This window comes from Luteimonas padinae (assembly GCF_014652935.1).
Classification (GTDB): Bacteria; Pseudomonadota; Gammaproteobacteria; order Xanthomonadales; family Xanthomonadaceae; genus Luteimonas; species Luteimonas padinae.
This window is the reverse complement of the sequence record NZ_BMZT01000004.1, coordinates 139038-158845: the sequence shown is the minus strand read 5'-3', so window position 1 is coordinate 158845 and position 19808 is coordinate 139038. Positions and strand designations below refer to the sequence as shown.

The following is a 19808-nucleotide window of genomic DNA, read 5'->3' as shown; positions in this document are numbered from 1 at the left end:
TTCGCACCAGAACTGGAACCTCCAGCGCGCGATCAGCCCAAGGCATCCTCGATCTGCCGCCACTGGCGGTCACGCACCATCACGAACCGGCATCGGCCGTTGCTCAGCTCCGCCCACAGGCCGCCGATGTCGCGGTCGTCCTGTGCGTCCGTCCAGCCCTGGCCGCCCTTGTATTCGACGACGAGGATCTCGCCCTCCGGCAGCATGCAGATGAAGTCGGGGTAGAACCGTCCATCGGCCTTCTGCAGGAAGAACGACGCACCGGGTTTGTTGACCAGGTTGCGCACCCAGAACCTCATGCGTCCCCGCGCCGCCTGCTGGTCCAGCCAGCAGGCGCATTCGAATTCTTCCCTGCTGTCGAAGGCGCCGATGCGGCCGTAGTAGTGGTGGCGGAAGTCGTAGTCGCCGTCGTAGTCCGCATTCGGTGCATACGCCTGCGGGTCGAAGGCGATCTGGAATTCGCCGCCGACCTTGACCCGCTCGCGGCGGCCGTCGCCGAACAGGACGTGCTGGAACGCCTGCCTCACCGCGTCCTTGCGCAGCGCGCGGATGCGGGACTCGAGCAGGCCACGCAACAGGAATTTCTGCCGATTCGCGCGCGCCAGGTCGCAGCCGGGCTCCCGCAGCAGCGTCCGCAGCCACTTCTGCACGAAGGCCCACTTCGACGCATGGGTGATGCCGACGTCCGGCAGGTTGCGGCAGAGCCAGGCGGAAAGCTTCACCTCGTCCCAGTGCTCCGGCCGGTACGAAAACCCCAGGTCGCGCTGCAGCTCGGCGATGAAGCCGAACTTCACCCGGCCTTCGTCGGTCACGTCGATCGCGCCGCGGCTGGCCACCCGGTCGGCGATTCCCAGCGACTGCAGGTCGTCCTGCGTGGGGTGTGCGTCGTAGCCGGACAGGTCGAAGGGGTAGTCCAGCACTTCCGCATCGTCGAAGAGCTGCAGCTCGCCCTGTGTCCACAGGCCGATCCCCGGGACGGACAGGGTCTCACCGCGTTCGGCGGGACTGAGCCGCACTTCGACAGCACTCGTGCGGCTGATCTCGCCCGCCTGGACGATGGCCGCGCGCTCCGTCTCGGTGGCGGCCGTGGCCGCGAGCTGGCCGGATTCCTCCTCGGTCAGCGGCTGGCGGATGGTGAGTTCCTTCGTTTTCCGGTTCCACTCCACCTTGCCCTGCAGCGGTCTGGGCAGCTGCCGCAGCTGCGGGGCATCGGCGAGCGGCACCACCACCGGCTGCACCACGATGCGCCCGGGGCGTGAGCTCAGGTCGAAGCGGGCCTGCTCCTGCCTGCCGGCACGCACGAACTCCTCCACCGCCTTTTGCTCGAAGCCGGCCCCCGCCACCAAGCGATCGCGCAACGCGCTCGCGGTGGCGGTGAAGTCCGACGACATCACGTAGGCATAGGACTGGTTCAGCGCCTGCGTCGCACGTGCCTTGGCCTCGGGCTGGCGCAGCACGCGGCCCAGCAGCTGCTCCACGGCGGTTTCCGACTGCGTGCCCGCCAGGCTGGCCAGGATGTAGGCGGACGGGCAGTCCCAGCCTTCGGCCAGCGCCTGCTGGGTGATGATGAAGCGCACAGGGCAGGCCTCGTCGGCGATGCCGCGCGGATACTTCTTCTCGATGTCGGGCAGGTCGTTGCGTTCGCCCGTCGCCACGGCGACGTGTTCGGTACCAAGGCCCTGGTTGCCGGTCAACTCCGCCAGTACGCGCTCCCAGTGCAGGGTGTCCCGGTCCTTGCTGCGGGCCTGCGCCTGCACCAGCACCAGCGGTCGCAGTGCAGGGGCGCCTGTGCGCCGCTCGGCGTCCGCCGCCGCCTGCAGCTGTTCGCGCCTGTCGGCGGCATACGCCAGGCACTTCTGCCAGTCGCCCTCGGTTTCCAGCAGGATGGGCAGCTTGATCATCTGCTCCGCCTTCAACTCTACGGCGGACACGCTGTGCAGCACGTTGCTCGGCGTCTTTTCGGTGTCCGGCGTCGCGGTCAGTTCCAGGATCCCGCTGGGATTGAACGCGGCGAGTGTGGAGAAGGCGAGGTCGGTACGGTTGTTGTGCGCTTCGTCCACGACCAGGAACGGCCGCCGCAGGCGCAGCACGTTGGCCAGCGAACAGGGCACGGCGCCGCCCTCGTCGGTCAGCAGGTTCTCCCGCTGAGGCCCGGCCAGGTGCTCGAAGTGCTGCATGAGCGTGCCGCTGGACTGGTACACCTTCAGCCCGTCCTTCTCCTCGCGGTTGAAGGCCTGCACCGTCGCCACGATCACCACCGTGCTGGTGTCCAGCGTGGCGCGGGTCAGGGACTTCGCCTCGTCCAGGTCGAGCGCCGTGACCGGGCCGGCGTCCGCCAGTGCGGCGTGCAGGGGTGACCCGCGGTCCTTCAGCAGCTTCAGGGTCTGGTCGCGGATTGCCCGGGACGGCACCAGCCACAGCACCACGCTGTGCTCGCTCCGTAGCAGGTGGGTGTTGACCAGCGCCACGCATTTGGCCGCCAGCCAGGTCTTGCCGCCGCCGGTGGGGATGCGCAGGCAGAAGTACGGCATGTCGGCCGCGAAGCCATCGATGCGGTGGTAGGCCAGTCCCTTGCCCCACAATGCTTCCGTCGTGGCGGTGAAGGCGACGCCGGGGCTGCCGAGGTTGTGGCACTGGCCGAAGTAGGACCGCACGCTGTCCAGCGCGCCTTGCTGGTACTGCTTGGGCGCGAACCCGGTCACGGCGCGACGTCCAGCGCGTACGGCGTCTGCCTGAAGATGATGTCCTCGCGGTTGAGGCGCGGCACGCCCAGGCGGCAGGCCGCGGCGTAGATCACCCGTGGCCCGTCGTGCGCGGGCAGGAGGTCCAGCACCGGGCCGGTCAGCACGTTGCCGCCATCCACCGACCTGTCGCCGAGGATGCCGTTGTAGAGCAGGTAGATGGCACGGCCCTGGTGCACGCCGAGCAGCGGTGACTTCGCCCCGGGCTTGAAGCCAGTGCCGGTTTCCGAGAACCAGACGAACTCCGCCAGCTGTGCGAAGCGCACGTCGTCGCGGATCTGGCCGTCGGCGGTGAAGAGCGGCTCCGCGCTGAGCCTGCAGAACTGGAAGCCGCCGCCGAGGCCGGGGACATCGTCGCCCTTTCCGTTGACATAGCCCTGCGCGACGCGCTTTACCCGCTCGTAGGTGACGTCGCGGGCGATGGCTTCATCCATTTCCACCAGGATGAAGCGGCGACTTCCACCATCATCGATGTTCTGTTGCAGGACGGCATGCGCCGTAGTTCCGGAGCCAGCGAAGCTGTCTAGGATGATCGCTTCCTTGTCCTTGTGGGTTGCTGCGCGAATCAGGTACTGAACGAGCGTGCTGGGCTTCGGATAAGGGAAAACCTTCCCCATCTCGCGGCCGAATATGCTCGCCAACTCCTGGCTGGCGTCCTCATTCGTTCCGATGCCTGCACTCGGCAGCAGGAGCGTAGACGGCGTTTTGGTTTTCTCGGCTTGATCGTGTCGTCCGGAGTTCAGGCCGAACTTCTTCGAAAGTTCAACGGTAGAGCCTCGAGCGAACTCGTCATCCAGGGTGCTCTGGGTCCATACGAAGCGACCTTCGATCAGCATGGTGCTGGTTACGATGCCTTCCTTGACGACGAATGGCTCCTTGAAGGTGAGGCCGGTTCCTTCCTTGCCCCTGAAGCCTTCCTCATACCGGCCGTCTGGAAGCTTTGTCGCAACTTTGCCGGCGCCGAACCGGAGTGTCTTCGGCTTGTTCGTCCTCTTTACGAGGGGCTGCAGTTTTTCGGCGTAGGCATCTTCGCCATACAGGCTCTCAAGCGAGGATTTGTCGCGCGAGTAGCACACGACAAATTCAGACATCTTCCTTACATGCGCATCGAGATGGCTTCCCTTCTTCTTGCGCTGCCAGCTGAAGATGCCGAGACGGTTGATCGTTCCGAACACTTCTGAGAGGACGTGCTCGAGGGCGGCTATCTCGAACTCGTCAATCGAGACGAAGATCACCCCGTCATCCCGCAGGAACTGCTTGAGCAGGATCAACCGCGGATAGATCATGCAGAGCCATCGATCATGCCGGTCGAGCGTCTCGCCTTCCTTGCCGACGACCTCGCCGAGCCAGCGGCGGATCTCCGGGCTGTTGACGTTGTCGTTGTAGGCCCAGCCCTCGTTGCCAGTGTTGTACGGCGGGTCGATGTAGATGCACTTCACCTGCCCTGCGTAGCGCGGGAGCAGCGCCTTGAGCGCGTGCAGGTTGTCGGCCTGGACGATCAGGTTGCCGCTGTCGGGATCACCGCACGACAGCGCTGGCACCGGCTCCAGGAGCCGGTACGGCACGTCCCGGTGGTGCTTCACCACGGCGGACTTCCCGATCCAGTCCAAGACCGGCATTTACCGCGCCACCGGAAGGGCCTCCAGCCATGGCCTGCCCGCGGCGGCCCACGGCGCTGCGGCCCGGGGGTGGGCGGCGCGGCGTGCAGGCGGCGGGGTTTCGAGCGGATGCCCGGGCATGGATGGACAGCACGATCAATCGATAATTGATGATGACATAAATCAAGAATTGATTGATGCCCCGGCACGGCCGCCTACCGTCGCCGGGATGACCAGCGAGCAGGAAAAGTTCGGCCTCCGCCTCCGCGAGGCACTGCGGGCCGCGAAGCTGCCCGAGAGCGCGGCCGAGCTGGCGCGCCTGGTGCCCCAGTACGGCGGCATTCCGGTCACCGCGGCCGCCGCGCATCGCTGGTTGGCGGGCCGGTCGATTCCTCGGGCCGAGAACATGCGGGCGCTGGCCACGCTGCTGCGCGTCCGGCTCGACTGGCTCTATGGCGAGGAAGAGGGCGGCCGCAGGGTCCAGGATCCGCGTGGCAAGTGGGACGCCAGCGCGATGGACCGGCACGCGATCGACGCGTTCCTCGCGCTGGACGAACGCCATCGCAAGCTGGTCAGGGAACTCGTCGCGGCGCTGGCGGCGGTGCCCAGGGGCTGAAGCAGGCATATGCCGGTGATGGCATTCCGGCCCACAGGTGTCGGCTGGCGCTTGCAATAATAAACAATCTGTTTATTATCCTGCATGCGTACCCGCGACACAGGATGTGGACAGGGTGATCAGGAGCTTCGCCGACAAGGATGCCGAAAGGCTGTTCTTCACTGGAGTCGCGCGCAGGTTGCCGTCTTCCATCTGGAAGCGGGCCATTATGCGCCTCTTGCAGCTTCATGTTGCTGAAGTGGTCGGCCATTTGAGGAATCCGCCTTCAAACCGGCTTGAGGCCCTGTCCGGCGATCGCGAAGGACAGTGGAGCATTCGCATCAACGGCCAGTGGCGACTCTGCTTCCGGTTCGAGGACGGCGACGCATTCGAAGTCGAGATCGTCGACTACCACTGAGGAGCCTTCACCGTGAACACCAGTCTTCCGAAGAACGGAATGCCGCCGATCCATCCTGGCGAGTTCGTCCTTGAAATTCTCGAGGAGTTCGGAATCAGCCAGGCGGCATTCGCGCGGGCCATTGGCGTGTCTCCGATGCGTATTTCGCACGTCGTGCGTGGCACGCGTCCGGTCACTGCCGATTTGGCGCTGCGGTTTGGGCGTGCCTTCGAACAAAGCGCGCAGTACTGGATCAACCTGCAGAACGACTACGACCTGAAGATTGCGGAGCGCGAACTCGGAGAGAGCCTCGACAAGGTGCAGCCCCTGGCCGCCTGAGAAGGTATGCGGCCTCTCACTCCTCCCCGATATCCTCGTTCCAAAGCCCCGGATTCGCCTCGATCCACTCCCCCATCATCGAGACGCAGCGCTCGTCATCCAGCACCACCACCTCGGTGCCGGACTCGCGCAGCCAGTCCACGCCGCCGGCGAAGTTCACCGCTTCTCCCACCACCACCGTGCCGATGTTGAACTGCCGCACCAGCCCGCTGCAGTACCAGCAGGGCGCCAGCGTGGTCACCATGATCGTGTCGCGGTAGGAGCGCTGGCGGCCGGCCTTGCGGAAGGCATCGGTCTCGCCGTGGATCGAGGGGTCGCCTTCCTGCACGCGGCGGTTGTGGCCGCAGCCCAGCAGGCGGCCGTCGGCGTGGTACAGGGCGGCGCCGATCGGGATGCCGCCTTCGGCCAGGCCCTGGCGCGCCTCCTCGATGGCGGTGTCGAGCAGGGCGCGATAGTCCGGGGTGGCGATCATGGCGGGGCTCCAGGCGAAGGGACGGGCCGGCATCGTGCCATGCCGCGCCGGCCTCCGGCCGGCATCGCGCACGCGCAGCGCCGCTGCGGTGCGATAATCGCTGCCATGAGCGACCGTGACCCCCGCCCCGACACCACCCACTTCGGCTTCCGCGACGTGCCGGTGGCCGAGAAGCAGAAGCTGGTGGGCGAGGTCTTCTCGTCGGTGGCCGGCAACTACGACCTGATGAACGACCTGATGTCGTTCGGCATCCACCGGCTGTGGAAGCGCTACTTCACCGCCACTGCGCAGGTCTCGCGCGGCGACCGGGTGCTGGACCTCGCAGGCGGTACCGGCGACATCGCCGCGCTGCTGCGGCCGCGCGTGGGCGACACCGGTGAGCTGGTGCTCGGCGACATCAACGGCAGCATGCTGCGCGTGGGCCGCGACCGCATGGTCGACCGCGGCCACGTGGCGGGCTTCCACTACGTACAGTGCAACGCGCAGTCGCTGCCGTTCCCGGACGCGAGCTTCGACCTGGTCACGATCGCCTTCGGCCTGCGCAACGTCACCGACAAGGACGCGGGCCTGCGCGAGATGCTGCGGGTGCTCAAGGTCGGCGGGCAGGCGCGGGTGCTGGAGTTCTCGGAGGTGCCGGAGTGGTTCAAGCCGGTGTACGACTTCCACTCGTTCAAGGTGCTGCCGAAGCTGGGCCAGCTGTTCGCCGGCGACGCCGGCAGCTACCAGTACCTGGCCGAGTCGATCCGCAAGCATCCTCCGCAGGCCGAGCTGAAGGCGATGATGGAGGCCGCGGGCTTTGCGCGCTGCCGCTACCGCAACCTGTCGGGCGGCATCGTCGCCATCCACGACGGCTACAAGGCCTGAGGGGCGTTTCGCGGGCGGCCGGGGAACCGGGCCGGGCCCCGACGGGCGCCTCCGCGGCGCACCCGGCGCTGCCCTGCGGCTAGAATCGGGGGCTGTTCCAATCACCGGACCCCCGTCCATGACCCTCAGCCGTATCCTCCGCCTGGCCGCGCTCGCGGCGCTGGTCGCCCTTGCCGTCGCTGCCTGCAAGCGCGAGCCGACGCCCGCCGCCACCACCGCCGCCCCGGCCCCCAAGCCGCAGGCCGCCGCCGAGTCCGGCGACTACGACGAGCATTCCTATGCCGAGCCCGACAAGGTCGCCATCGACGACCTCGCGCTCGACCTGGCCCTGGATTTCGATGCCCGCACCATCAGCGGCACCGCCACCTACACCCTCGACTGGCGCGACGACACCGCCACCGCGCTGGTGCTCGACACCCGCGACCTGACCATCGAGCGCGCGGAAGGCGAGGGCGCCGGCGGCGCCTGGCAGCCGCTGCAGTTCGAGCTTGCCGGCCGCGACGACCTGCTCGGCAGCAAGCTGACCATCCAGGCGCCGGAGCGCAACGCGCGCATCCGCGTGTCCTACCGCACCTCGCCGGAGGCATCGGGCCTGCAGTGGCTCGAGGCCTCGATGACCGAAGGCAAGGCCACGCCCTTCATGTTCAGCCAGTCGCAGGCGATCCACGCGCGCTCGTGGGTGCCGCTGCAGGACACGCCGCGCGTGCGCTACACCTACAGCGCGCACGTGACCTCGCCGGTCGACGTCATGGTGCTGATGAGCGCCGACAACGACCCGGCCGCGCCGCGCGACGGCGACTACAGCTTCCGCATGCCGCAGCGCATCCCGTCCTACCTGATGGCGATCGCGGCCGGCGACCTGGTGTTCAAGCCGATCTCGGCGCGCGCCGGCGTGTGGGCGGAGCCGTCCACCGTCGACCGCGCGGTGGCCGAGTTCGAGGACACCGAGAAGATGATCGCGACCACCGAGTCGCTGTACGGCCCCTACCGCTGGGAGCGCTACGACCTGCTGATCCTGCCGCCGTCGTTCCCCTACGGCGGCATGGAGAACCCGCGCCTGTCGTTCATCACCCCGACGGTGATCGTGGGCGACAAGTCGCTGGTGTCGCTGATCGCGCACGAGCTTGCGCACAGCTGGTCGGGCAACCTGGTCACCAACTCCAGTGCGAAGGACGGCTGGCTCAACGAGGGCTTCACCAGCTACGTCGAGAACCGCATCGTCGAGGCGCTGTACGGCAAGGAGCGCGCCGACATGGAGTACGTGATCTCGCGCAACGGGCTGAAGTCCGAGATCGAGCGCATGAGCCCCGAGGAGCAGGCGCTGGCCGTGCGCCCGGGCGTGGTCAAGGATCCAGATGATTCGCTCAGCGCGGTGTCCTACGACAAGGGCGCGTGGTTCCTGCAGTTCCTCGAGGAGCGCTACGGCCGCGCCGAGTTCGACGCCTTCCTGCGCGGCTACTTCGACCATTTCGCCTTCCAGTCGATCCCGACCACGCGCTTCGTCGAGTACGCGCAGGAGCACCTGCTGGGCAAGTATCCGGACAAGGTCACGCCGGAGGAGTTCGACGCCTGGCTGTACGAGCCCGGTATCCCGGGCAGCGCGCCGCAGGTGATGTCGCGCAACTTCGGCGTGGTCGACAGCGCGCGCCTGGCGTGGCTGGGCAGCGGCACGCTGCCGCCGCAGTCGATCACCGGCGAGTGGAGCACCCAGGAATGGATCCACTTCCTCGAGGGCCTGCCGGACACGCTGTCGATCGAGCAGCTCTCGCAGCTCGATACCGCCTACCGCCTCACCGGCACGCCCAACGCCGAGCTTGCGCAGCGCTGGTACCCGCTGGCGGTGCGCAGCAGCTACATGCAGACGTATCCGGCGATCGCCGACTTCGTGCGCACCATCGGCCGCCGCAAGCTGATCATGCCGACCTACCAGGCGCTGGTCGCGACCGAAGCGGGACTCGCGTTTGCGAAGGAGCAGCTGGAGGCCGCGCGCCCGGGCTACCACCCGATCACCACGGGCTCGGTGGAGAAGCTTATCGCCGAAGCGAAGCCGGCGCCGGGCAGCGGCACGCCGTTCCTGCCGGCGGCGGTGGAGCCGGCGGCCGTACCGGAGGCCGATGTGGACGCCGAAGCCGCCACGCCGGCGATGCCGGCCGCCGATGGCGACCCGACCCGGCCGGCGCCCACCGGCCGCTGACGCACGCCACGCCATCCCGCGGGACCGGTCGTCCCGCGGTGAACCCACCCCGGGAGACGCCGCATGAGCCGTCCACGTCCAGCCACCGCCGCGCGCATCGCCCTGCTCGCCGCCGCCATCGCCGCATCGGGTGCCGGGCTGGTCGCCTGCCAGGACCCCGCCGTCCAGGCCGAAGCGCAGGCGGCGGCCCAGCGGCAGGCCAGCGAAGCCGCCGCGGAGCTGGCCGCCGCCGACTTCGACGCCGCCTATGCCGCGGAGAACTGGCCGCTGGCGGCCGCGCAGGGCGACGTGCTGCTGGCGCGGTATCCCGATACCGCGGCCGCGGAGCGGATCCGCCCGCTGCACGAGGACGCCCGCGCCAAGGGCAACGCCGTGCGCGAGGACGCGCGCCTGGCCGCGCTCTGGGCCTACAACGTCGAGGCGGTGAAGGGCGGCAGCCAGCTGTCGGCGGCGATCTTCTCGAAGGAGAACGTGGACAGCGACGGCAGCGGCGCGAAGCCGGTGCGCCTGATCTTCCGCGACCACCCGGACTGGGGCCGCAGCAGCTACCTGGTGATGCAGGCCGGCGACTTCGACTGCTACGACGCCTGCCGCGTGGCGGTGACCGTGGACGACGCGGCGCCGGTGCGCATGGCCGCCAACCGCCCCGATACCGACGAGGCCATCGCCATGTTCATCGACGACGAGAAGGCGCTGTGGCGGATGATCGACGGCGCGAAGCGGCTTGCCGTGGAGTATCCGGTCAAGGCCGGGGGCACGCGCACGGCCGAGTTCGAGGTCGGTGGCCTGGACCGGACGCAGCTGCCGGCCTGGAACTGAGCCGCCGCATCCACGCCGATCCCCTGCACCCACGCGGCCCCCCTGGCCGCATCCACACGCCCCCCTGTAGGAGCAGCTATAGCTGCGACCAGAACTGCGATCAGAGCCGCGACCAGCGCGATGTCTGCCGGTCGCAGCTATAGCTGCTCCTACAAGTGGCCGTGTGGATGCGGGTGGCGGAGGGTCAGAGCACGTAGCCGAACTGCTGCCGGAACTGCGCCGCGAACTCGTCGTAGTCGAAGCGCTGGTTCTGGGTGCCCGGATGCTCCACTTTCAGCGACCCCATCAGGTTGCCGATGCGGCCGATGGTCTCCCAGTCGTAGCCCTTCTGGATGCCGAAGATCAGGCCGGCGCGGAAGGCGTCGCCGCAGCCCGTGGGATCGGTGATGCGACGCTCCTGCGCCGGCGGAATGTCGTGGACCTTGCCGTCGGCGTGGATGCAGGCGCCCTTGGGGCCGCGGGTGGCGATGTAGGCCTTCACCTTGCCGGCGATGGTCTTGTCGTCCCAGCCGGTGCGCTCCTGCAGCAGGTTCGACTCGTAGTCGTTGACGGTCACGTAGTCGGCCTGCTCGATGAACGCGCGCAGCTCCTCGCCGTTGAACAGCGGCATGGCCTGGCCCGGGTCGAAGATGAAGGGGATCCCGGCCTCGTGGAACTCCTTCGCGTTCTGCAGCATGCCCTCGTAGCCGTCGGGGCTGACGATGCCGATGGTGACGCCCGGCACGTCCTTCACGTGGTTCTCGTACGACCGCATCATCGCGCCGGGATGGAAGGCGGTGATCTGGTTGTTGTCGTGGTCGGTGGTGATGAAGGCCTGCGGGGTGAACAGCTCGTCGATCACCTTGACCCGGTCCAGCGTGATGCCGTGCTCCTCGAACCACGCGCGGTAGGGGCCGAAGTCGCCGCCCACGGTGGCCATCGGGATCGGGTCGCCGCCGAGCAGCTTGAGGTTGTAGGCGATGTTGCCGGCGCAGCCGCCGAACTCGCGGCGCATCCGCGGCACCAGGAACGAGACGTTCAGGATGTGCACCTTGTCCGGCAGGATGTGGTTCTTGAACTGGTCGGGGAACACCATGATGGTGTCGTAGGCCAGGGAACCGCAGATCAGTGCAGACATCGTGGAGGCGCTCCGGGTGGTGGGCCGGCCCTTCGGGACGGCGGTCTCGCTTTTTCTTGGAAGGGGCCGGGTTCCGGCGGAAGGGTCCGGCGCGCGCGGCGTCGCGGGGCCGCATAGGGTAGCCCGCGGGCGGGCGGGCGGCCAAGCGCGGCGCGGCCTGCGGGCCGGTTTTCCTTGCCGGGGCAGGGGGCGGTTGCTACGCTTGACGACCGCTTTTTCGCGGGAATTCCCCCGTTCCCCGCCCCCCTCCTGACGGACGCGCGCCCCCGATGTTCAAGAAGTTCCGCGGCATGTTCTCCAACGACCTGTCCATCGACCTGGGCACGGCCAACACCCTCATCTTCGTCCGCGGCCAGGGCATCGTGCTCAACGAGCCGTCCGTGGTCGCGGTGCGCCAGGACCGCAACGGCGGCCCGCGCGCGGTCGCCGCCGTCGGCAGCGAGGCCAAGCAGATGCTCGGCCGCACCCCCGGCCACCTCACCACCCACCGGCCGATGAAGGACGGCGTGATCGCCGACTTCACCTATACCGAGGAGATGCTCAAGTACTTCATCCGCAAGGTGCACAAGAGCCGCTTCCTGCGGCCGAGCCCGCGGGTGCTGATCTGCGTCCCCGCCGGCTCCACCCAGGTGGAGAAGCGCGCCATCAAGGACTCCGCGATGGAGGCAGGCGCCCGCGACGTCTCGCTGATCGAAGAGCCCATGGCCGCCGCGATCGGCGCCGGGATGCCGGTGACCGAGGCCCGCGGCTCGATGGTCGTCGACATCGGCGGCGGCACCACCGAAGTCGCGGTGATCGCGCTCAACGGCATCGTGTATTCGCAGTCCGCGCGCATCGGCGGCGACCGTTTCGACGAATCGATCATCAACTACGTGCGCCGCAACCACGGCATGCTGATCGGCGAGGCCACGGCCGAGCGGGTCAAGATCGAGCTCGGCTGCGCCTACCCGCAGGACAAGGTGGAGGAGACCGAGATCTCCGGCCGCCACCTGGCCGAGGGCGTGCCGAAGATGGTCTCGATCTCCAACAACGAGGTGCTCGAGGCCCTGCGCGAGCCGCTGATGGGCATCGTGGCCGCGGTGCGCCAGGCCTTGGAGCAGACCCCGCCGGAGCTGAGCGCCGACGTCGCCGAGCGTGGCATCGTGCTGACCGGCGGCGGCGCGCTGCTGCGCGACCTCGACCGGCTGCTCAGCGAGGAGACCGGCCTGCACGTGCAGGTGGCCGAGGACCCGCTGACCTGCGTGGCCCGCGGTGGCGGGCGTGCGCTGGAGCTGCTGGACATGCACGGCAACGAGTTCTTCGCCTCGGAATAAGGCACAGGCCCGGCTCCCACAGTGTCCAGCTACGCCGGTCCCGCCAACCCCCGATCCAGTGACGTCGCCGGCACGCTCCGCCTGCTGGCCTACCTCGCGATCTCGGTGGCGCTCATCGTGATGGATCACCGCGGCGACTGGCTGGCCCAGGTCCGCGGGCATGCCAGCGTCGCCATGCAGCCGCTGTGGTGGCTGGCGGGCCTGCCGTCGCGCATGGGCGAGAGCCTGCGCGATGATGCCGCCACGCGCACGCGGCTGGCCGAGGAGAACCGCGTCCTGCGCAACGAGCTGCTGCTGGCTGCGGCGCGCCAGGCGCGGCTGCAGGTCGAGGCGGAGGAGAACGCGCGCCTGCGCGGCCTGCTCGGGGCCGCCGAGCGCGGCGGGCACGAAGTGCAGCTCGCGCCCATCCTCGACGTCGACCTCGACCCGACGCGCCAGCGCCTGATGCTCAATGCCGGCAGCGCCAGCGGCGTGCGCCGCGGGCAGGCGGTGATCGATGCCGGCGGCCTGGTGGGCCAGGTGATCGAGGCCACCCCGACCACCGCCACCGTGCTGCTGCTGACCGATCCCGACCATGCGGTGCCTGTGGCGGTCGCGCGCACGGGCGTGCGCCTGATCATCTACGGCACCGGCCGCAGCGACGTGCTGGAGCTGCGCAACGTGCCGCTGTCGAGCGATGTCCGCCCCGGCGACGTGCTGATCACCTCGGGTCTTGGCGGGCGCTTTCCGCCGGGCTTCCCGGTCGGGACGATCGCGGCGCTGCGCCCCGACGACAGCCGCGCCTTCCTGGTGGGCGACGTCGATGCCGCGGCCCAGCTCGACCGCGGCCGCGACGTGCTGCTGCTGCGGCGGGAGCCCGCCGTGCCTGCCGCGCCCGCTCCGGCCGCGGCGGCCACGCCGGCACCCGCCGCGGACGCCGCCCCCGACGCCACCCCGGACGCCGCCCCGCCGCCCGCGGAGCCCGCGCCGTGACCGCGCGCGGCCGTGCCTGGGTGCTGCCGCTCAGCGTGGTGCTGGCGCTGCTGCTCGGCCTGCTGCCGATGCCCGGGCTGCTGCAGCCGCTGCGGCCGTACTGGCTGGCGCTGGTCATCGCCTACTGGGTGATCGAGGACAGCGAGCGCGTGGGCCTGGGCTTCGCGTTCCTGGTCGGCCTGGTCGCCGACGTCGCCTTCGGCGGCCTGCTCGGCGAGCAGGCGCTGCGGCTGGTGGTGATGACCTTCATCCTGCAGCGCTTCCGCACCCAGCTGCGCTTCTTCCCGATCCCGCAGCAGGCGCTGGCGATCGGCGGCCTGCTGCTCAACGATCGCGTCATCAGCACCGTCGTCCACCTCGCCCTCGGCGAGCCGGTGCTGCCGCTGGCCTACTGGTGGGCGCCGCTGGTGGGCATGCTGCTCTGGGCGCCGCTGTTCGTGCTGCTGGACGCGCTGCGCATGGGCCGCGGCGCACGCCTGTGATCGCCGGCAGGCGCGGCCGGCCGGCCCGGCGGCTGCGCAATCCCGAGGCCGAGGCGCAGCTGTTCCGCGGGCGCGCGCTGCTGGGCTTCGCCGTCGTGCTGCTGTCGCTGGCGGGGCTGGCCGGCTGGTACTTCAAGCTGCAGGTGCTCGACCACGACGATTACGCCAAGCGCTCCGAGGCCAACCGCATCAAGCCGCGGCCGGTGGTGCCGGGACGCGGGCTGATCCTCGACCGCGAAGGCCGGATCTTGGCCGACAACGTGCCGGCCTACCGCCTGGACGTGACCCCGGAGGAGGCCGGCGACCCGCAGGCGCTGATCGAGGCGCTGTCGCAGGTGGTGGCACTTGCGCCCGAGGACATCGAACGCTTCGAGGCGGCGCGCAAGGGCGCGCGCGGCTTCCGTGCCATCCCGCTCAAGCTGCGCATCAGCGACGACGAGGCCGCGCGCTTCGCGGTCGAACGCTGGCGCTTTCCCGGCGTCGAGCTGGTGCCCTACCTCAACCGCCGCTATCCCTACGGCGAGCTGCTGGCGCACGTGGTCGGCTACGTCGGCCGTACCGACGAGGACGACATCGCGCGCTTCGGCGAGGCGCACGGGGTGTTCACGCACACCGGCCGCACCGGCCTGGAGCGCTACTACGACGAGACCCTGCGCGGCGTGGTCGGCTACGAGCAGGTGGAGACCAACGTCGAAGGCCGCGCGCTGGGCCGGCTCGGCCTGGTGCCGGCCACCGCCGGCGCCGACCTCCGGCTGTCGATCGACGTCGAGCTGCAGCAGGCGATGGTGGCCGCCTTCGGCGACATGCAGGGCTCGGCGGTGGCGGTGGACCCCGCCACCGGCCAGGTGCTGGCGATGGTCAGCCTGCCCAGCTACGACCCCAACCTGTTCGTCAACGGCATCTCCAACACCGACTACCGCGCGCTGATGGACGATCCGGCGCGGCCGCTGTTCAACCGCAACGTGCTGGGTGGCGGGCCTCCGGGCTCGATCGTGAAACCCTTCGTGGCACTGGCCGGCGTCGACAGCGGCCTGCGCACGCCCGAGAGCCGCGTGTTCTCCACCGGCGAGTTCTTCATCCCCGGGCAGAGCCGCGGCTATCGCGACGCCGGGCGCGGCGGCGGCTGGGTGGACCTGCGCGATTCGATCTCGCGCTCGATCAACTACTACTACTACAAGCTCGCCTACGACATGGGCATCGACCGCCTGGCGGAATACATGCACCGCTACGGCTTCGGCGAGCCCACCGGCATCGACCTCACCGGTGAGAGCGCGGGCATCGTGCCCTCGCGCGAATGGAAGGCGAAGAACAGCCGCGAGCCCTGGTACCCGGGCGAGACCGTGATCGCCGGCATCGGCCAAGGCTACTGGGTGGCCACGGCGCTGCAGATGGCGCGCGGCACCGCGGCGATCGCCAACGGCGGCCGCCTGCATCCGCTGCGCCTGGTCGCCGAGCGCCGCACCGGCTACGACGCGCCCTGGTCGCCGCTGCCGGCCGCGCCGGCGCCGCGGATCACCGACAATCCCGCCCACCTGCGCGCGGTGCAGGAAGGCATGGAGAACACCATCCACGGCCGCGGCACCGCCGTGGCCATGGCGCGCGGCGCGCCCTACCGCATGGCCGGCAAGACCGGCACCGCGCAGAAGATCAGCCGCCGCGGCAGCGCCAGCCTCGACCCGCGCACGCTGCCCTACCACCTGCGCCACCAGGCGCTGTTCGCCGGCTACGCCCCTGCGGAGAACCCGACCATCGCGCTGGCGGTGGTCGTGGAGCACGGTGGCTACGGCGGCTCGACCGCGGCGCCGATCGCGCGCCGGATCTTCGATGCCTGGCTGCTGGGCGAGATGCCGGCGGTGCCGGCGGCGGAGGGCGAGGAGGTGCCGATGGTCGATCTGTTTGGCGGCGTCGAGTCGGCCGTGCTCGCGGGGGCGGGCGCGAGCTTCGCGGTGCCCGCGCCGGACACCCCCGACGCGTCCGACGCGTCCGGCGACCCGGCACCCGTGCCGCTGGCGCCGTCGGTACCGGAGCGCGCCACGCGATGAACGTGATCCTGCGCTTCCTGCTCGACCTGGTGCTGCGCTTCGTGCGCACGCTGGACTGGGTGCTGCTGGGCGCACTGGTGGCGCTGATGGGCATCGGCCTGGCCGTGCTGCACAGCGCCGGCGGCCAGAACCCCGCGCTGGTGGTCTCGCAGGGCGCCCGCTACGGCGTCGGGCTGGGCGTCCTGTGGCTGCTGTCGCGGGTGCCGCTCATGCGCCTGCGCGACGCCGCGCCGGTGGCCTACCTGCTGTCGCTGCTGCCGCTGGTCGCGGTGCTGTTCCTGGGCACCGGCCGCAGCGGTGCGCACTGGCTCGACCTGGGCGTGTTCTATTTCCAGCCCTCCGAGCTGCTCAAGCTCAGCCTGCCGATGATGGTCGCCTGGTACCTCAACACGCGCCCGCTGCCGCCGTCCTTCGCGACGACGGTGGCGAGCCTGCTGCTGGTGGCGGTACCGACCGGCCTGGTCCTGCTGCAGCCGGACTTCGGCACCGCGATGCTGGTGGCCAGCAGCGGCGTCTTCGTGCTGTTCCTGGCGGGCATGTCGTGGTGGTGGTTCGTGGCGGCGGCGGCGGGCGTGGCCGCCGTGGCGCCGGTGGCCTGGTTCTGGCTGCTGCGGCCCTACCAGAAGGACCGGATCCTGACCTTCCTCGACCCAGAGTCGGATCCGCTCGGCGCGGGCTGGAACATCATCCAGTCCAAGATCGCGATCGGCTCCGGCGGGCTGCGCGGGCAGGGCTGGGGCCAGGGCTCGCAGTCGCACCTCAACTACGTGCCCGAGCACACCACGGACTTCATCTTCGCGGTGCTGTCGGAGGAGTTCGGCTGGCTCGGCGTGGTCACGGTGCTGGCCCTGTACCTGGTAGTGGTGGGGCGCTGCCTGTGGATCGCGGCGGAGTCGCGCGACGGCTTCGGGCGCCTGCTGGCAGGCGGCCTCGGGCTGGCGCTGTTCGTCTACGTGCTGGTCAACGGCGGCATGATCTCCGGCCTGCTGCCGGTGGTGGGCGTGCCGATGCCGCTGCTCAGCTTCGGCGGCACCGCGGCGGTCTCGCTGCTGGCCGGCATGGGCGTGGTGATGGCGGTGCACGCCGGACGACCCGTGCGCGGGCGCTGACAGCCACAACCGGGCGTGAACGCGGCGCCCGGACGCGTCGCAGCTGCGTGCTAACCTCGCCGCCGATGAACCGACACCCGCGACCGACCCCCTCTCGACCGCGCCTGCTGCCGGTCCTGGCTGCGCCGCTGCTGCTGGCGGCCTGCGCGCCCTCCGCCCTCCATGCCCCGGCCATCGCCAGCGAAACCGCCCCGGTGGCGGTCGCAGCCGATGCCGCGGCGTCCGCGCCCGGCCTGCTGCCGCCGGTGCCGCAACCGCCGGAACGGCCGGTGGCGCCGCCCGCGGTGACCGATCCGGCGATCGACCGCGCGCAGCGCATCGCGAACTTCGTCGACTACACCGCCGCCACCTACGGCGTCGATCCCGCGAAGGTGCGGGCCGTGCTGGCCGGCGCCGAGCACAAGCAGTCGATCATCGACGCGATGTCCCGCCCGGCCGAGGCGGTGCGCCCCTGGCGCGACTACCGCCCGATCTTCATCAACGACGCGCGCATCAGCGGCGGCAAGGCCTTCTATGCCGAGAACCGCGCGGCGCTCGACCGCGTCGCCGCCGAGACCGGCGTGCCGGCCGAATACATCGTCGCCATCATCGGCGTCGAGACCAGCTACGGCCGCATCACCGGCAACCACCGCGTGCTCGATGCGCTGTACACGCTGGCCTTCGGCTTCCCGAAGCGCGCGCCCTTCTTCGCCGGCGAGCTGGCGCAGCTGTTCGCGCTGGCGAAGGAAGAGCCGCAGCTCGACATCCCCGCGCTCAAGGGCAGCTATGCCGGCGCCATGGGCATGGGCCAGTTCATGCCGTCCAGCTACCGCCTGTGGGCGAAGGACGGCGACGGCGACGGCCGGCGCGACCTGCTGACCCACAAGCCCGACGTGTTCGCCTCGATCGCGAACTATTTCGTGGTGCACGGCTGGGAGCGCGGCGGCCCCGTGGTCGCGCGCGCCGACAAGGCCGAAGGTGCCGCCGAGTTCGTGCCCAGCGGCGACCCGAAGTCGCTCGAGCCCGACCACCCGCTGCCGCGCCTGGCCGAACTGGGCTTCACCCCGCGCGCCGGCGAACCGGTGGGCGAGGGCGCCACCGTGATCGCGCTGGACGGCGACGCGGGTCGCGAGTACTGGCTCGGCTACCGCAACTTCTACGTCATCAGCCGCTACAACCGCTCGCCGATGTACTCGCTGGCGGTGCACCAGCTGGCGCAGGCGATCGCGGGGCGCGGGCCGTGATGCGCCTCCGGCGCGCGAAGTCCGCGTGCTGGGCAGTCGCAGCGGTGGCCGTGCTGCTGGCCGGCTGCGCGGGATCACCGAAGCGCGGCGACGCCCCTGCTGCCGATCCCGCCGCCGGCGGCGCCCCGCGCGGCGACGGCCCGAAGGTGTCGCCCTATGCGCCGGCGCAGGAGGACCCCTCCACCCGCGGCGACTACGTGGCCGGCGGCCTGTACAAGCCCGGTGTCGCCGACACCACCCCCGACTACGTCCCGGACGTGGACGCGATCCCCGAGCCCGAGGTCGTCGACCTGCCGCGGTCGCGCTACGGCAACGGCCCCACCTACACGGTGCTGGGCAAGCGCTATCGGGTGCTCGACGAGACCCGCGGCTTCGTCGAGACCGGCACGGCCTCGTACTACGGCCAGAAGTTCCACGGCCGGCGCACGTCCAACCAGGAGGTGTACGACATGTACGCCTTCACCGCGGCGCACAAGTCGCTGCCGCTGCCGAGCTTCGCGCGGGTGACCAACCTCGACACCGGGCAGTCGGTGGTGGTGCGCGTCAACGACCGCGGCCCCTTCCACGACGGCCGCGTGGTCGATCTCAGCTACGCCGCCGCGGTGAAGATCGGCGTGCATCCGCGCGGCACCGCACGCGTGGAAGTGCGCGCGCTGGGGCCGGGCGAGAACGCCCGCGAGCGCCCGGCCGACGCCCGCACGGCGGCGGTCGATCCCGCGACCGGGCTGCCGCCCGGCGTGCGCGTGGCAACGGGCCGGCCGCAGCCGGCAGCGCAGAGCGGCATGGATGGGCTGGTCGCGACGGTGCAGGAGCCCGTGGCCCCGGCGGCGCTGATCGCGGCGGTCTCGCAGCCGGCCTCGCTGCACGCGGAGGTTTCGGCGCCTGAACAGGGTGGGGCCGCGAACGCGGGCACGGACGCCGCGCCGGCGTCGCCGTCCTCGTCCTCGTCCGCGGGCGACTGGCGCTTCGACATGCACCAGGACGGCCGCGCGATGACCGCCGACGAGTTCGACGCCTGGATGAAGGCCCGCCGCGCGCGCGTGGCCACCGGCCGCGCCGGCACGCCCGATCCGCGCGATCCGGCGCGGGCGTCCGGCGGCGCGGCCGCGGCGGCCGCCTCCACGGCCGGCGCCGCAAAGGTGCCCGCGGCATCCAGCACGCAGCCGGCGGCCGTGGCCTCCGTGCCTGCATCCGCCACCGCCGCTTCGGCCCCCGCCCCGCGCGCGGCCGCCGGCATCCTGCTCCAGGTCGCCGCCTTCGGCTCGCGCGACAACGCCGAGCGCGCGCTGGCGATGCTCCGCGGCGCCGGCATCGGCGAGGCCCGGCTGCAGGACGGCACCTCGGCGGGCAAGCCGGTCTGGCGCCTGCGCGTGGGGCCGGTCGCGCCGACCACGGTCGCCGACCTCAGCGCCCGTGTCGCCGGCCTCGGTTTCGGCGCGCCGCAGCCCGTGCGTGAGTGACGTGCGCGGTTAGAATCAACGACTGTCCACGCCGCCCGGACACGGGTGGCCCGAAATTCCCGGAGTTTCCC

17 protein-coding genes are annotated in these 19808 nt (G+C 70.4%); 13 read left to right on the top strand and 4 right to left on the bottom strand.

The window, feature by feature from the left end; translation table 11 throughout:
* Positions 1–32 precede the first annotated feature (32 nt).
* Both IE168_RS05940 and IE168_RS05935 read right to left on the bottom strand, forming a co-directional pair.
* A complete protein-coding gene (locus IE168_RS05940) occupies positions 33–2702 on the bottom strand; it encodes a DEAD/DEAH box helicase (protein ID WP_189496189.1) in 2670 nt (889 codons plus the stop codon).
* Positions 2699–4360, bottom strand: a complete 1662-nt coding sequence (locus IE168_RS05935) for a site-specific DNA-methyltransferase (protein WP_189496187.1) — start codon at positions 4358–4360, stop codon at positions 2699–2701. The genes IE168_RS05940 and IE168_RS05935 overlap by 4 nt, the downstream gene beginning before the upstream one ends.
* A gap of 118 nt (positions 4361–4478) precedes the next feature.
* On the opposite strand from IE168_RS05935, the gene IE168_RS05930 reads away from it, so the two are divergent.
* The 3 genes from IE168_RS05930 to IE168_RS05920 all read left to right on the top strand — a co-directional run bounded on the left by IE168_RS05930 (position 4479) and on the right by IE168_RS05920 (position 5670).
* Positions 4479–4955, top strand: coding sequence for a hypothetical protein (locus tag IE168_RS05930; protein ID WP_189496185.1), 477 nt, complete (start codon positions 4479–4481; stop codon positions 4953–4955).
* 115 nt (positions 4956–5070) lie between these two features.
* Positions 5071–5352, top strand: coding sequence for a type II toxin-antitoxin system RelE/ParE family toxin (locus IE168_RS05925; protein WP_189496182.1), 282 nt, complete (start codon positions 5071–5073; stop codon positions 5350–5352).
* Between the two features lie 12 nt (positions 5353–5364).
* Entirely contained in the window at positions 5365–5670 is a 306-nt protein-coding gene (locus IE168_RS05920; RefSeq protein ID WP_229823159.1) for a HigA family addiction module antitoxin, read from the top strand.
* Between the two features lie 16 nt (positions 5671–5686).
* On the opposite strand, the gene IE168_RS05915 is transcribed toward IE168_RS05920, so the two are convergent.
* Positions 5687–6142, bottom strand: a complete 456-nt coding sequence (locus IE168_RS05915; RefSeq protein ID WP_189496180.1) for a nucleoside deaminase — start codon at positions 6140–6142, stop codon at positions 5687–5689.
* Between the two features lie 105 nt (positions 6143–6247).
* Between IE168_RS05915 and ubiE the strand changes: the two genes are divergently transcribed.
* The 3 genes from ubiE (at position 6248) to IE168_RS05900 (ending at position 10019) form a co-directional block, all read left to right on the top strand.
* The gene (gene ubiE, locus IE168_RS05910; protein ID WP_189496178.1) at positions 6248–7006 is read left to right on the top strand and encodes a bifunctional demethylmenaquinone methyltransferase/2-methoxy-6-polyprenyl-1,4-benzoquinol methylase UbiE; all 759 of its coding nucleotides are present in this window, start codon (positions 6248–6250) and stop codon (positions 7004–7006) included.
* Between the two features lie 118 nt (positions 7007–7124).
* Positions 7125–9200, top strand: coding sequence for a M1 family metallopeptidase (locus IE168_RS05905; protein WP_189496177.1), 2076 nt, complete (start codon positions 7125–7127; stop codon positions 9198–9200).
* 63 nt (positions 9201–9263) lie between these two features.
* Entirely contained in the window at positions 9264–10019 is a 756-nt protein-coding gene (locus IE168_RS05900) for a hypothetical protein (protein WP_229823156.1), read from the top strand.
* Positions 10020–10203: 184 nt separating this feature from the next.
* Here IE168_RS05900 and IE168_RS05895 read toward each other — a convergent pair whose 3' ends face one another.
* On the bottom strand, positions 10204–11136 hold the full coding sequence (locus IE168_RS05895) for a carbohydrate kinase family protein (RefSeq protein WP_189496175.1): 933 nt from the start codon (positions 11134–11136) through the stop codon (positions 10204–10206).
* Between the two features lie 269 nt (positions 11137–11405).
* Here IE168_RS05895 and IE168_RS05890 point away from each other — a divergent pair, with 269 nt between their 5' ends.
* The 7 genes from IE168_RS05890 (at position 11406) to IE168_RS14735 (ending at position 19737) form a co-directional block, all read left to right on the top strand.
* Positions 11406–12449 (top strand): rod shape-determining protein, encoded by a 1044-nt coding sequence (locus IE168_RS05890; protein WP_189496173.1) that lies wholly within the window; start codon positions 11406–11408, stop codon positions 12447–12449.
* Between the two features lie 21 nt (positions 12450–12470).
* On the top strand, positions 12471–13421 hold the full coding sequence (gene mreC, locus IE168_RS05885; RefSeq protein ID WP_189496171.1) for a rod shape-determining protein MreC: 951 nt from the start codon (positions 12471–12473) through the stop codon (positions 13419–13421).
* Positions 13418–13903 (top strand): rod shape-determining protein MreD, encoded by a 486-nt coding sequence (gene mreD / locus IE168_RS05880; protein WP_189496169.1) that lies wholly within the window; start codon positions 13418–13420, stop codon positions 13901–13903. The genes mreC and mreD overlap by 4 nt, the downstream gene beginning before the upstream one ends.
* Positions 13900–15945, top strand: a complete 2046-nt coding sequence (gene mrdA / locus IE168_RS05875) for a penicillin-binding protein 2 (protein WP_229823154.1) — start codon at positions 13900–13902, stop codon at positions 15943–15945. The genes mreD and mrdA overlap by 4 nt, the downstream gene beginning before the upstream one ends.
* A complete protein-coding gene (gene rodA / locus IE168_RS05870; protein ID WP_189496167.1) occupies positions 15942–17054 on the top strand; it encodes a rod shape-determining protein RodA in 1113 nt (370 codons plus the stop codon). The genes mrdA and rodA overlap by 4 nt, the downstream gene beginning before the upstream one ends.
* Positions 17055–17119: 65 nt before the next feature.
* Positions 17120–18277, top strand: coding sequence for a lytic murein transglycosylase B (gene mltB / locus IE168_RS05865; RefSeq protein ID WP_189496165.1), 1158 nt, complete (start codon positions 17120–17122; stop codon positions 18275–18277).
* A complete protein-coding gene (locus IE168_RS14735) occupies positions 18277–19737 on the top strand; it encodes a septal ring lytic transglycosylase RlpA family protein (RefSeq protein WP_189496162.1) in 1461 nt (486 codons plus the stop codon). The genes mltB and IE168_RS14735 overlap by 1 nt, the downstream gene beginning before the upstream one ends.
* Positions 19738–19808 lie beyond the last annotated feature (71 nt).